This window comes from Peribacillus frigoritolerans (assembly GCF_001636405.1).
Lineage (GTDB): Bacteria > Bacillota > Bacilli > Bacillales > DSM-1321 > Peribacillus > Peribacillus frigoritolerans.
On the sequence record NZ_KV440950.1, the window covers coordinates 3,546,907 to 3,560,733 of the forward strand.

10 protein-coding genes and 1 pseudogene are annotated in these 13,827 nt (G+C 37.2%); 1 reads left to right on the plus strand and 10 read right to left on the minus strand.

Going from position 1 to position 13,827, the window contains the following annotated elements:
• Positions 1 to 807: 807 nt before the first annotated feature.
• Genes A6755_RS16870 through A6755_RS16880 form a run of 3 tightly spaced genes read right to left on the minus strand, consistent with a single transcriptional unit; the run spans position 808 to position 3,598 of the window.
• Positions 808 to 1,821 (minus strand): bifunctional metallophosphatase/5'-nucleotidase, encoded by a 1,014-nt coding sequence (locus A6755_RS16870; RefSeq protein ID WP_063591404.1) that lies wholly within the window; start codon positions 1,819 to 1,821, stop codon positions 808 to 810.
• A gap of 43 nt (positions 1,822 to 1,864) precedes the next feature.
• The gene (gene tatA / locus A6755_RS16875; protein WP_063591405.1) at positions 1,865 to 2,095 is read right to left on the minus strand and encodes a twin-arginine translocase TatA/TatE family subunit; all 231 of its coding nucleotides are present in this window, start codon (positions 2,093 to 2,095) and stop codon (positions 1,865 to 1,867) included.
• A 57-nt stretch (positions 2,096 to 2,152) separates the two neighbouring features.
• On the minus strand, positions 2,153 to 3,598 hold the full coding sequence (locus A6755_RS16880) for an alkaline phosphatase PhoX (RefSeq protein ID WP_063591406.1): 1,446 nt from the start codon (positions 3,596 to 3,598) through the stop codon (positions 2,153 to 2,155).
• Positions 3,599 to 4,276: 678 nt separating this feature from the next.
• On the opposite strand from A6755_RS16880, the gene A6755_RS16885 reads away from it, so the two are divergent.
• On the plus strand, positions 4,277 to 4,639 hold the full coding sequence (locus tag A6755_RS16885) for a hypothetical protein (RefSeq protein ID WP_063591407.1): 363 nt from the start codon (positions 4,277 to 4,279) through the stop codon (positions 4,637 to 4,639).
• A gap of 101 nt (positions 4,640 to 4,740) precedes the next feature.
• Here the strand turns inward: A6755_RS16885 and A6755_RS16890 are convergent, their stop codons facing one another.
• The 7 genes and pseudogenes from A6755_RS16890 to A6755_RS27680 all read right to left on the minus strand — a co-directional run.
• Positions 4,741 to 4,926, minus strand: a complete 186-nt coding sequence (locus tag A6755_RS16890; RefSeq protein WP_063591408.1) for a hypothetical protein — start codon at positions 4,924 to 4,926, stop codon at positions 4,741 to 4,743.
• 24 nt (positions 4,927 to 4,950) lie between these two features.
• Positions 4,951 to 5,187, minus strand: coding sequence for a hypothetical protein (locus tag A6755_RS16895; RefSeq protein ID WP_063591409.1), 237 nt, complete (start codon positions 5,185 to 5,187; stop codon positions 4,951 to 4,953).
• Positions 5,188 to 5,229: 42 nt separating this feature from the next.
• Complete coding sequence (locus tag A6755_RS16900) at positions 5,230 to 5,433, minus strand: hypothetical protein (protein WP_063591410.1); 204 nt, start codon at positions 5,431 to 5,433, stop codon at positions 5,230 to 5,232.
• Between the two features lie 454 nt (positions 5,434 to 5,887).
• The gene (gene sigH, locus A6755_RS16905; RefSeq protein WP_063591411.1) at positions 5,888 to 6,559 is read right to left on the minus strand and encodes an RNA polymerase sporulation sigma factor SigH; all 672 of its coding nucleotides are present in this window, start codon (positions 6,557 to 6,559) and stop codon (positions 5,888 to 5,890) included.
• Between the two features lie 841 nt (positions 6,560 to 7,400).
• The gene (locus A6755_RS16910; protein ID WP_034312785.1) at positions 7,401 to 8,648 is read right to left on the minus strand and encodes a helix-turn-helix domain-containing protein; all 1,248 of its coding nucleotides are present in this window, start codon (positions 8,646 to 8,648) and stop codon (positions 7,401 to 7,403) included.
• Between the two features lie 285 nt (positions 8,649 to 8,933).
• On the minus strand, positions 8,934 to 13,016 hold the full coding sequence (locus A6755_RS16915) for a S8 family serine peptidase (RefSeq protein WP_063591412.1): 4,083 nt from the start codon (positions 13,014 to 13,016) through the stop codon (positions 8,934 to 8,936).
• Between the two features lie 377 nt (positions 13,017 to 13,393).
• Positions 13,394 to 13,681 (minus strand): annotated as a pseudogene (locus tag A6755_RS27680) (DUF6584 family protein); the annotation flags it as partial.
• Positions 13,682 to 13,827 lie beyond the last annotated feature (146 nt).

The window sequence follows — 13,827 nt, forward strand, 5'->3', positions numbered from 1 at the left end:
AACACATACGAGTATAAGGGAATAATAAAATTGCTCACGCTGGATAATAAGAAAATACATAAAAACAGGATGCAACGGAACGTTGCACCCTGCCTGAAAAAGGGGTTTGCTTCATTTCGAATCAGCATAAATTCTCTGCGATAAACACCTCATCTACATTAGAGTAAGAACTGGTATCTGACTAGAGTTTACCATCCAAAGCAATCATCCCCTATATCTTAAAAGTTTCATCAACTTTCAAAGCATAAATGACAATTATTGAATGAGTTTTCTGCTTTTACGTGCAAGAGAACCATCTCCTTGCTCGAATCGATTTTTTAATGAAGCTATCAGTAGTTAAGTTAAACGTCTTTAACTAACACCTCATTTACTATATGATGCGAATCATACGTAATCAGTAGCCCCTTCTTCTTTATTTATAATGACCATCAGCGGTTAAAAAAATAACTGGTTGTTTATGGATATCAAAAATTCTTTCAAACGATTTCCAGCAAACAAAAAAGGGAATTTAATGGAATTTCAAACGAAAATCTTCGCAATCTCAATGGCATAACAAATGCTTTGTTCCCTAACGATCCTTTTTAGCACATTAATTAGTGGAATTAAGCTAAACTAAACAGATAAACTCTACACTAAGTTCAACTCCCGTCAGTGGAAATGGCGGGTGGGCAAAAATAAAAAAGGCGCCAGTCAATTAGTTTTCATCGACTTGTACACCCCCTTCCAGTATTTACTTTATCATTATTTAGAAAGGACAAAGCGAATAACCTAGCTTTGTCCCTCCTTCATAGTACTATGAAGAGTTGATTATTGCGCTTTCAAATCTGCACGATAATCGTCTATAATCGCTTGTATCTCCGGATCAGCCGGAACATTTGTGACGTCGTAGAGAAATCCATCGGATTCGACCAAAGTCATTTTGGCGTCAACGACTTCAAAAGTCAAATTAAGACGGCCCAAATAATGTTCTTGTTCTCCGCCAGCTTGAGTAATTGGCACCATCACCTCTCCGTTGAATTCATATTCGGGAGTTTCGATGACCTTGTGTGTATCTGCCCCAATTACCGCCGAAACTCCGGGAACCTGAGCCAGCTTGTGGTCTTCGGGATTTCCAGCATGCGAAAGGACAATGTTTACGTCTGACTTCTCACTCACTTCAGGAAGCAACGCATTCAACGCTTCAACCGGTTCGATGAAATCGAGGTCTGCAACATCATCCCAACCGCGAATTTCCGGCTTCATCGAAGTAAGGCCGATCATCCCGACTTTAACGCCTGAGAAAGCAAAACTCTTCCAAGGCTTGACATTCTGTATGTACTTTCCTGTTTCCCTATTAATGACATTTCCAGTAAGGATGGGGAAATTTACGTTGCGATGGTAATCCTTTAACTGTTCATAACGGCTGTCCGGTGTGCCCTCCCCGGCAGGGTATACGCGGAAGTCGTTGTTTCCGAGAGCCATTGCATCATAGTCCAAAGCTTTCAACAGGGACGTCTCCAACTCTCCTTGACCCGCTTGAAACTCGCCGCGCAGGAAGACATCCCCGCCATCGACGAGAAGCACATTCTCCTCTTCATTGCGCACACTTTCAATGATGGTGGCATACTTCGCAACAGAATTGTGATGAACGGTTCCATCATCCAGCGTGACGATGTCATCCAAATGACCATGAAAGTCATTTGTCTGGAGAATGGTGAGTTCAAACCTCTCTCCCTCCTTGAGCTTTTCCTCCGCATCTGCCGTATCGGGAATTGCGGCAAAAGCGGCAGCCATCGCCAGCGAAAAGCAGCCCTTCAAATAAATCTTCCTTATTATATTCATACTATTTCCTCCATGCATTTACTCTATTAAATGATAAAAATAGTTATTTAGTTTCCAGTCTTTTCGATTTCTCAAGAGCTATTCGATTGTTTTTTTCTTCAAAGTTAGTTTTTTCTTTATTTTCATTGCTGATCAAATCATTTGTCGATTTTTTAAATTCTTTTAATGTGTTTCCAAATGCCCTTCCAATTTCGGGTAATTTAGAAGGGCCAAAAATGATTAACGCTATGACTAGAATGAGAATTAAACCAGGGATGCCGATACTGGATAACAAACGTCTCACCCCCTATTCCATGATGGTTTGTTAGTACTCAAAAAATGAGATCATCACTTATAAAATTGGCATGCCATGACGCTCTAAAGCTGCTGCTTCTAAAATAGACATGCCTTGTTCTTCTGCGAATGCAGTAAGTTTATCCGAAACAACAGGAGCAAGACTTGCTGGCGGCAAAGCCTGGTTCATAGCTCGTCTACGGGTAGAATTTCTGCGTGCAAATGGTCCCCATATCGCAAAGGTGATACCTGGTGTTTGCATATTCACAAAGAAAGTATTTCCATCTGGAGAAAATGTAGGGCCAGCAAATTCAGAACCGTTCATCATATTCTCAGCGAAAGTATAAATATTTCCTTCAGGAGTTAATCCGACGATACGGTCATTGCCGCCGCCATCTTCGGCGATCCAAAGATCTCCCCAAGGAGTGATCGTAATGTTATCCGGTGCTTCTAAATCATTTTTATCAGTAGACTCATAGAATAGTTCTAAGTTGTTTGTCGCTGGCGTATAGCGATAAACACGGCCAAGGCGTGATGAACCTGCACTTGTATCATCAAACCATAAAGTACCTTCAGAAAAATAAGCCCCTTCTAAGCGGCTAAACTGAATGCAGCCTTCATCCTTAGCATCTTGCTGTGCAATTTCAGGATTTAATTTTTTCCAGATAATCCCAAATTTTTGTCCAGTATTAAATTGACTTGCAGCTGCAGCTGGCAATTCATCAATCGCTGCTGCTTCAAGGATACCTCCCTTTTGCAGAGAACCTAGCTTTTGACTTCGGTCATGTGGTGTAAAACGGTACAAGAAGCTTGGACTTGCGTCTTCGGTTAAATACCAAATTCCTGTTGAAGGGTCAACATGCCCAGCTTCATGGGAGAAATAACCCATATCACGGATCGGTGTTCTTGACATTTCGTTTTCAGGATCAAGCGGATTTACTTCAAATACAAAGCCATGCCCCATATCTCGAGTTTCTTCCATTGTTAACCAGGTCCCCCAAGTCGTAGCTCCACCCGCACAGTTACGGATCGTACCTGAACTTGATACATACTGATCAATGACCTTGTTATTTTGTCCAACGATTATTGTGGTTGTGCCGCCGGCAGCACCAGCGCTCCAAGGTTTTTTCCCGTTTACAGGGTAATCTGAATTTGTCCCATTTTCATGGTTTCTTACAAGAATGGTTGTACCCTTTTCCCCTTTATAGGCAGCCATTCCATCGTGAGCAGATGGGACAAGGTCACCATTAGGCATGATATCACCAGTTTTTGAAAGCATTTTGTAATGAAATCCCCTTGGCAGATCGAGAACTCCATTTGGATCTTTTACTAGTGTGCCATAGCCACCAAATCCGCTTGTTGGATTGCTGGATCTTGCAGCAAATCCTTTTGTAGCTCCCGCAAGAGAAAATACCCCAGTTGAACCAAGTGTTAATGCTAAAGTACTCATTCCGCCAACTTTTAAGAAATTACGTCTGTTTAAACCGCTATTGCCAGATTTCATCAACATTACCTCCAAAAAACCTTTTTTGAGGGGTGCTATATTCCTTATAGCAAACCCTACCCTCAAAATTAACAGACCATTTTAAATGCTCTGTTAAACTCATGTGATTTTATTCCTTCGTATGAAAGATAAACCAAAAGTCACGGTTAACACGAAAATAAAGGAGGTTATTACGGGCATTTATAACATGTAAAAGGCGGAAATTGATGGTATTAGTCAAAAATGGAGAAAAAACTAAGGATTTTGTCATAAAAAGACCGATGCAGAATATTAAAGCTTATTAATCGTTTGTAAATATAAGAGATACACTATGACAAACTAGTTACTCCGATTATTCCACCAAAATCTACTGAATTTTTGGAAGAGGAAAGGCAAAGACTTTGATATAGTGGAATCACGCTTGATATCTATTCGCACACAGTGAAGCATGCAGAAAAAATCAGCCGATGAGTTTGATGATTGTAGGACGGACAAAAATGCACATAACAGCCAAAAATAAAATCCATACGATTGTAAGACAAAGCGTCAGTCTTGTGCAGTTCCAATGTAATGTAAATAGCGTGACAACACCCCAAATATATATTCTCTTTTCCTATTGCTTAATGAAGCAATATCAGTATAGTCATCACAGTCATATCAGATTAACCTTTTTATTTTGATGCAATCAGGATACCAAAATTGACTACAGGACTATTCAAAAACAATCAAGAGCTTTTACATAGCCAATTATTAAGTAAATGGCGTCGATATATTTTTCGACATATTCTTTTCTTAAAAGGAATTAAGACTTGGATAATCGAATATAGGTATTTAAGTTTATTAGAAGGGGTGATTCAAGTGAGTATTAACATGGCTGAACACAGACTTGTCAAAGAAATAGCGATTTCAATCATCTCTACCCGTTTAGAAAAAAGCTTGGATGAAATAGAAAACTTATTTGGTGTTATTCTCGATACAGAACCGGCAGATGTATTGGCTACAAAAGCAAAACAATTAGCCTCTGCAACAACTGTAGAACAATGCATTGATATTTTTATATAGAGGATCGAAACATAAAAGGCATTACAAAAAAAGGTACTCACCATTGTTGTGAGTACCCTTTCGCCTAAAATTTCTGCTTTAAAAAATGAACATGAAAATGATTATTTCACTTCCATAATCCATTTTGCTTTGCTACCCGTAGTATAATCTGTGAAAAAGATTTCATAAGGTGCATTATCGGTTACTCCCAAAGCAGCAGGTCCGTTAACGTGCTTACTAGCTTGAACACTCTCTGTAAATGTATCGAGAGCATATACCTCCATCTTTTCACCTTTGCTGTCATACACTTCAGAATTTCCTGGGCTAACTACTTATTCTTCTTTTGTACCATTTTGGTATTCAATATCAAATCCCAATACTTCTTTGGGCTGTGTTTCTTCGAATTCGTTTCTTTCCTTTGTGTAATGTACATTTGTTAATGTTTTGATATGACCTACTACATTTACCTTTTCACCTAGTTTAAAGGTCCCAAGCTCTTTAGGTTTTTGTTCGGAATCTTCATCGAATTCAATAGGCTTCTTGTTTTCCGCAATAACTGTTTGGCTCAAATCAACGGTACGGATAGTAGGTTCTTTTTTATCATCATAAAGTTAAGAGTGTTTATATAGTTCTCGTATGTAGGCATTCATAATAGCTGCTTGCATGCTGTTCTCAAAACTTCCACCATCTGAGTTGTTCACTTTCATTTCTATCGTTTTAGAGTCTTTTAATTCAATGCTTTTATAAGTGATAGTTTCTTCATCATCAGGACCAGCCATCTGTTTTAAAAATGTTTTGAAATCTTTTTTAGGCATATAAATTTTAGCCCATGCATCTTTATCAGAATTCTAAAAACTATTTTAGAAAAATCTTCTAAAGTTGAGAATTCTTTTTGTTCCTTCTTTGGTAAAGAAAAACGCCATAATACATAAAAGTATAACAACGATGGTCTTCTATATTACTAGACTCGGCTATATTTCTAAATAATAGATGGGTACCCATAAAAAATAAGTTGTCCATAAAGGTGAGCTAGAGAAATTAAGTAGCCAATTACAGTATTGGTGCTAGTAGAATGGCATAGTCTATTCCACTTGCTTGTTGAGAATAATCGTTTTATCTTTCTGTTAACATCAGTGCCCTTCCTTACATACCGGTGTTTGTTGTATTTTTAATTTCACTATTAAATACAACTAAGGTTTTTCAAACACATAAAGCCAAAGGGTTAAAAACCCTTTGGCCAAAAGAGCAACTTAATAGTAAACGGCTCTTTTATCTATTGAATGTGCCTTCTATTGCGTGTCTATTTCTAAGTTCCAATAAACTCTCCAATTTTCTCTTCACTCTCTGCAACGCATTATCTATAGACTTGGCGTGAGTATTTAATTTATCAGAGATTTCTATATAAGTGAGGTCCTCTAAGTAATAAGCCAAAACCTTCTTTTCTAATGGACTTAGAACCTCAGATAATTTTAATTCCAAGTCATCAGCAGATTCTTTATCTATCAAAATCGCAACGGGATCAGAAATAACGGTGTCTGTCATTACTTCCATAAGAGTATGATCCGGATTTTCTTCATATATAGGCATATCAAGCGAAATTGAAGAATTTAACGGAGTATGTTTTTGACGAGTAGCTGCCTTGATGGCTGTAATAATCTGCCTCGTGATACATAGTTCTGCAAACGCTTTAAAATAAGATTGTTTCTCGCCATTAAAATCCCTGATGGCTTTGAACAATCCTATCATCCCCTCTTGGATAATATCTTCTCTATCTGCCCCAATTAAGAAGTATCTGTTAGCCTTAATCTTTACAAAAGATTGATATTTTTTCATCAGTACTTCTAGTGCCTCCATATTTCCTTGCCGGACCTTTTCTATTAATACTCCATCTTCAAAATTAGCACATAGGAATGACGGTTTTTCTTCGATAGCTATACCCATAAAAATCCCTCCACCGGCTGCATTCAATTGAGCCTTGTTTTTTAAACGGACGCCCATTTTATATGCGGTAAATTACCATATTATTTAATATTAACCTATAACAACCACCGATGATATTAGATTATTTCGACAATTAAATACATTCCTTTACACCTTTTTTAGTTAGAAGGATCCGTTTACACCCTCTTTTTAGGCTGTTTTCCAAAACATTGTTGCCCTTAGGATAAAAAATTAAAAACTTAAATTTTATGGTAAAATACAAGGTGGTTCTTATTCAATAAACGTGCAGTTTAATGGAGTTGCATTTTAAACGTTTGTACTAGGAGTTGTTTCCTATTATACCATTTATAAACAATGAAGGATGAGGGATTTCATTCTTTTTTCAACTCTATTTTACTACTTCCTATTGCACTAACCTCCCTCTATAAACTTTGATGTATCAACGGTTTGCACCACTCTGTATATTAGGGAATTTATTTTTTAAATTTTCATGGGAGTCATTAAGAAAAGCGATTCTTATTAAAGAAACGCGCTCTTTTATTGAATATCACTATTTATCTTTTAATTATCTAATAAAAAGTACCTATGTAATAAAATGGAATTCAGTTGTTTGACTAAATATCACTAGGTAAGGTAGCCGAATTGTTGATAGTTTATCATACTTTAAGTTGATGGACTTATCAGCTTTACATATTTTCTTTTCGATATTTTTCAATTAAACTTTTAATTGCTTTCCAATTTTTCTTCTTCTTTGATTGACTATTTTTTCACGCTGACTTTCAGCTTCAACCCAATCTATGCAGCATTAATATCTGCATAGAGTATCTTTTTTTATTAAGCCTCATTCATGATCATAGTAGCTCTTTCTGCCTTGTATGTAAGAATTGGCAAGGTCCAATGCTTTTTGGACGGCACCAATTCGGTTATAGAAGTGGAAGAGTTTTTTTTCGTAGTGTTCAATTAACATGGTGAAGCCCATATTTTTAAAAAAAGGAAGGGCTGTAGTCTCAATAAAATGATAGTAATCGTCTTCTTCATGATTAAGCTGATAAAGGTGTAATTCAAAAAATATCCAGTTATACGATTTTGTCGATTTTGCTATTCTAAGGCCTTTATGTGCTAACTCCAATAAAATCTCGTTTGAAAATAGTTTTCCTTTATAACAAGTATTAATATAACCATCTAATGCAGTTAAATAATGAGGAACCTTTTCATCCATTAGTTTCATGGCTTCTTTGTATAGTTCGGATGCTTCTTTGTATTTTTTTCTTCTGTAAAGTTCAAATGCAAGATTATTAAGGAGCTTTGATTTACGATCTATTTCATTAATGGTATCACAGGTACGTATTAATTGTTCGTAACGTTCTTTCGTCTCTTCAAAATCATGAAGCTCCTTTGCATTTAATTGTAATAACATGATCGTCTCTGTATCAATTATTCGAATGACATTTAACGTTTTTTGAAAATAGTCAAGAACTTTCTCTGCATAATAATACGATATTATATTAAAATGAATAAGGTGATAGGCTAGTGCCAAATGGTAATAATATTCAAATTGATTATATTGATTTTGATCAATCGATGTTAAAATTTGAATACAATCTCGATACTGTCCGTTGTGAAAGTAATACATACCTAGAACATGTTTTAACATATTGCGGTCTTGCGGAGAAAAAGATGATTCATTTTTTTGCAGGTTTTGAATAATTAATAATGCTGTTTCTAATTGATAATTAGATAAATAATACCTTGCAGAAAGTAATTGATAGAAAACTTGGAAATCTGGCAATTGAATCAGTGTTTCTTTTTCAATTTCTTTTTTTAAAATTTCTGATTCTTTGCTTTGTTGCATAACGAACGTGTTGTGCCATAACTTTAGTTTCTGTTGAAGATTATGATACCGCACAAATTCATCATCAAGACAGATATTCAATCTTTGGGATAATAAGTGGGTTATTTCCCCTGAGTATTCTGTTATCTCTCGTTCTATCTTACTAAGATGTGTAGCAGAACAAATTCCTTCACAAAGCTGCCCCTGAGTCAACCCCGCTTTTTCACGATAAAACTTGATAAGTTTCCCCTCAATCATAGCTTCACCTCTAGGTTGTAATTTTATCTAGTATATATAGAAAAAAATAAATATATAATCTATATATTCTAGTAAAATTAAGAAAAGCGCAAGACTACTTTAATACCATCCCTCTATTATTAGCTTTTTCAATACTCACTCTTGTTTCCCTTTTTTACGAATTCCCAATCTACCTCAATATTTTATTCTGAAGAAATTCCAAATAACGCAACCTTATTGGAATACTCTCTTTCTTTAAAAGTTAAAACACGATGAAGCTAAGCTTTCATCGTGTTTTTTTTATATTTATGGCTGAATTCCCAACTCAACTAAAATTGATTCCAATGTCTTACCTTTATACTTCTTCTTTGGTTTTGGAGCATTATTAACATGCTCATTTTGCTTGAGATAGTTTGTTTGAACATATTTCATATCTTTAGCATCAACTATTCCATCAAAGGTGATATCCGCTGCACGCTTCTTTGTTTTCCATGCATTTTGAATTTCAATCGCATCTAGAACATCAATGACATGGTCTTGGTTTACATCACCTGCTGTAATATCAAGGGCAGGTATCCAGCGATTTTGACCGTATAACTCACCATTGTGCTCAAAACCAATACCAGAATTCAGTTTTTCTTTCGTGACAAAGTGGCCTGGCGCTTTCATTTCAATCGTGAAGGCATTTGTGCTTAACGGCAGCTTGTTGAATACATATTGTCCATCATCTTCTACCGTTGATGTCGCATCGAACTCATTTCCTTCTGAATCAAAGATTTTCACTGTACCGCCAACCTTGCTCCAATCCCTTTTCTCTGTAACAGTACCATCTTCATTTTTAAATCCTTGCGGAGAGACATAACCTCTGGCCATTGAGAATCGCGGATTAACCTTCCAAATATAACCAGCCTCTAACACACTGCTTGTCTGGTTATTAGCATTCATTACGCTCACAGTCGGATTAATCGCTGCTCCAAGGGTATATTGATCATCCTGAACCTTTAACGTAACCTCAACGACTTTTGCATGGTCTAATGCTTTACTCTCTTCATTAAATTGGACAGTAACGACCTTGTCTTTAATCGTTAAAGAGGCTTTGTCCGAGAATTCGCTGTGAAGCTTGGCATCAACTAACTCTACGCTATCTAAACCTCTGTCATAGCCTCCGTCACCATTAAAGTTCCATTCCGCCTTTGACACTGCGTTTAGGTTATCTAATGAAAGTGTTGCTTTTACCGTATCGCCTGTTTTCACCTCATACTTTTCGCCAATAGCATATGCAACAGGTGTACCTTCTTTTACAAAGTAATATTGCTTTGTAGCAGGTTTGTTTCCTGCCATATCATATCCATTCATGCGAAATTGAAGTGCTGGGATGGATTCATCCAGGGCGATTTCTTCGACAAACTTTCCTTCTTTATCCATTGGAATTGGCGAAGAAGGGAAACCACCTTGACCCCAGTAATACACCATCGAGTTCGATGATTGATCGATATTTACGCCCAATTTCTTTAGTTCGTCAATGGTTGGATCTGTGATTTGAATGTCGAATGGATATGTTTCTTGACCAGACTTATATTCAATAAATGGAGACTTTCCATCAAGTGAACTTTTGAAGCTCGGTGCATCGAGATCGATGAGCAAATGCTGCGTTTCAGTTGTAATCTTCCCGGAAGTACCTGTACCAATGAATTTCAATTTGTAATGTCCAGGTTTTTTTACATAACTTGCTTCTTCCGAAATGGGCTGTTTTGAGTCTCCTGTAAACTCATAATAAGCTCCATTAAATGCATATAATCCATAATCTACATTGTCATAAGCGTAATCTAAATTTATTGTTCCGACCAACCCGAGGTCCTTTCCTGTTTTGCCATCTTGAAGAACGACATCCATTTTTTCCATTGGTGCACGAAGGTTAAAATCAGCAACTACAAATGGAGTACGCATAGGATCCCATGCCACTTGGTTTAAATGACCTGGGGAAAAGGCAGGATTTAGTAGCCCGACCTTATTAAACCCATCTTCCATTGTACGGAAGCTGAAAGGAATCCGATACTGCTCTGATGAAATCGCATTGTTTGTTAATGTAATATATCCTTCGTAAATTCCATCCTTTGCTTTCTTAGGAATAAGCAAACGTGGTGTTACTTTTTTGAAGTCTTCACTTTTTACAGAGATTTTGCTTGGAATATCCAGCTCCACTCCATTTTCCTTCAAGCTGTTTGAACCATTCGATTCAGTTACAGATACACTGAAAGTTTTGTTTACTTTATCATGGTTTTCAATAGTGATTGATTTTTTCAGATTTAGTTTTTTATCTGCATAGTGAACATCAAAGCTGAGTCCGCCCGTCAATTCTTTTACCTTGATTAATTCCTCAGCACCTGGAACAAATGTTTTATCGTTAATTTTGAAGCTGGTTCCACTATACACAGCTTGGTATGGGTCAACTCTTCCTGCTCCAACTTCAAATACACTATAGTCTCCGTTGAGAGGATCTGCCGTATTCATTAGAACGGCTTTAATATCTTCCGGCTCTAATTGCGGATTCGCTTGAAGCATGAGTGCTGCAATCCCCGCTGTATGAGGAGTAGCCATAGATGTACCAGAATATCTTGAATATGCATATTGATAGTTTTCTTGATGTTCAGCGTCCACTATATAAGAAGGGACTGTTGAAAGAACACTTACTCCCGGTGCCGTCACTTCTGGCTTCATATCGTATGTTTCTCTTGCCGGGCCTCTTGAGCTAAAGTCCGCTAAGTGGTCACCTTCTGTCTGTTTATCCGCGTATTTGGAGAAAGTAAAATTCGCTTCACCTGCTTGAATCTGTGCATTAATGCTTTCTCCCGCTTCTTTTGTTAAAGAAAATGCAGGCACAAAGTCAACGGACTCTCCAAGATTGGCATTAATTTGCCCTTCCACATTGTTATAAAGAAGAACGGCGGCTGCTCCATTTTGTTTTGCATTGCTGACCTTTTCCGCTAAGGCGAATTCTCCGCGTTCCACAAGTGCAATTTTCCCTTTTACATCCTTGCCGGAATAATCAGAGCCATTTCCTAAACCGACATTCACTACCTCATAGGATTTCCCTTCCCATTCCTTTAAATGGTCTGAATAGTGGCGTCCCAAACTAACAAGTTCGATCGAATCTTTATTTCCGATTTTCCCATTGAAAGTAGAAACCGCCATCGGCACATCACTCGCCCCGACTGTCAAAGCAAGTGCTGCTGAGCCAGGTGAACCTAATGTATAATCATCTGATCCTGCATTTCCAGCTGCTACAACTGCTGTTACATCATTAAGGACAGCATAGTTAATGGCAGTACTGGTTGGATCATAAGGATCATTGATGTCCGATCCGAGGGAAAGGTTGATAACATCCATGCCATCGTTTACAGCTTTTTCTATACCTTCAATGACCCCTTCAGATGATCCTGATCCATATGGTCCAAGAACACGATACGCATATAAATCCACATCAGGAGCCACACCTTTCACAGAAACCTCTGCATTCGTTCCTTGTCCAGCAATGGTACCTGCAACATGTGTTCCATGGGAAGTATAATAGGAAGAACCGGACCAGCTAAATTCTGGTTGCCCCGACGCTTGCCAATCCTTGTACGTTGCCTCCATTGGATCATTATCTTGATCAACTAAATCGTAACCGCCCTTATAGGCATCTTTCAAATCAGGGTGGTTGTAATCAATCCCTGTATCAAGAACCCCAACTTTGATTCCTTTTCCTGTAATACCTTCATTATGCAGCTGGTCAATTTTTAAATATGGAATACTTTCAACGGATGTACCAGGTGCTGATTTCTCTCCCATGGCGATCGGATCGACCTTAAATTCTACATTTTTATATACTGCTTTTACGACTTTGGATTGCAAGAGCTGCTCTACCTGATTAGCTGGCAGCTTCATAGCTACCCCGTTATAAACGGTCTTAAAGGTAGAAGTGATTTTATGACCTGTTTTCTTGCTTCTAAGATTAGTAGATGGAAGAATCGATTGAATGTCTTTATTAAACTGAGCATGTTCCTTTTCTACTTGATCATCCGCTTGTTTTTTTGAAAGCTTCTTTCCTTTTACATTCGCATCCAAGACTGCAACTTTTCCCGGCTTTGATTTGAACTGGACGATGACCGAGATTTCTTTATCCTTTTTTAACTCTTCCATTTTAAATCCTTGCAATCCGACATTATCTGTCATTTCAAGTTTATTTAACGCTTTTCGTTGTTCACTTGTCAACGAAGCCAAGACGTCTTCTGCCTTTATGTTCGCTGCATTTGCATAAGGAATGAAAGGCGTGTTTGCTGATGATAGCAGCAGGCCAGCTGACAGCGTAATCGCTGCTGTACGTTTAATGAATGAATGAATTTTCATATCTTCCCTACTTTCTTAGTTAAATAGAATTCCCCGAAAAAATACCCCTTTCTAAAAATTTAAAATATTCATACAATAATATTAATTGCCTTTCTATCGGATTGCTATTGGGTTAATTTTACAGAACTTTCTACCTACTTTCTCTTTTATATGTTCTGAAAAATCATTATTTTTGCGAAAGTTAGTGAAAAAGACTTAAATTCATTTTTATAAATTGGGGTTTTCTTTAGTAAAATAAGAAAATATGAAATCCATTGAAAGAGTTGAGGGGGGGGAAGATCTATACTAAGTTGCAGCAAAAAGGTTTATTCACGAAAATATCCAATTAACTTCCAAGTGGTTATTCTATTATCTGGCCCAATTGTTGAACAAAGATCAAACAGCACTGTTGTACTAATAGAATAGGTTCGTTTCCCAAAGATTTTTTCGAACAGAATACACGCTTTTACCATCTCTGATGCCTTATTCTTTTCTAAATACCAGTAACGACCTGCCATTGAAGGATATTTTAATGCAAATTAGATGTCCCCGAACTTTTTACGGAGTTCTAACTCATTAGGATAGGTTGAAATTAACCCTTTTAGTCTATCCCTTGCTTTCCCTAAATCATTTTTTTCTATGTCCTCTTCTATCTTCTTAATCGTTTTAACAGGTACCTTTTCTATACAAACACCTCCTTATCTTTTTTCTATATAGTATTTATTTCTAGGTAGTTCAAAATAGTTCTTTTTTCAACTAACCCGCCCCGTTAGTAGCATAAGAAAAAGCTGCCTTAAAGACAGCTCTGATCTTCAGCTAAATCAGCTAATAG

Excerpts from the sequence above, each read along its gene's own strand:
- A6755_RS16870 (WP_063591404.1), bottom strand. The coding sequence starts at position 1,821 with ATGAATATAATAAGGAAGATTTATTTGAAGGGCTGCTTTTCGCTGGCG.
- A6755_RS16880 (WP_063591406.1), bottom strand. The coding sequence starts at position 3,598 with ATGAAATCTGGCAATAGCGGTTTAAACAGACGTAATTTCTTAAAAGTT.
- A6755_RS16900 (WP_063591410.1), bottom strand. The coding sequence starts at position 5,433 with ATGCCTAAAAAAGATTTCAAAACATTTTTAAAACAGATGGCTGGTCCT.
- sigH (WP_063591411.1), bottom strand. The coding sequence starts at position 6,559 with ATGGGTATAGCTATCGAAGAAAAACCGTCATTCCTATGTGCTAATTTT.
- A6755_RS16910 (WP_034312785.1), bottom strand. The coding sequence starts at position 8,648 with ATGATTGAGGGGAAACTTATCAAGTTTTATCGTGAAAAAGCGGGGTTG.
- A6755_RS16915 (WP_063591412.1), bottom strand. The coding sequence starts at position 13,016 with ATGAAAATTCATTCATTCATTAAACGTACAGCAGCGATTACGCTGTCA.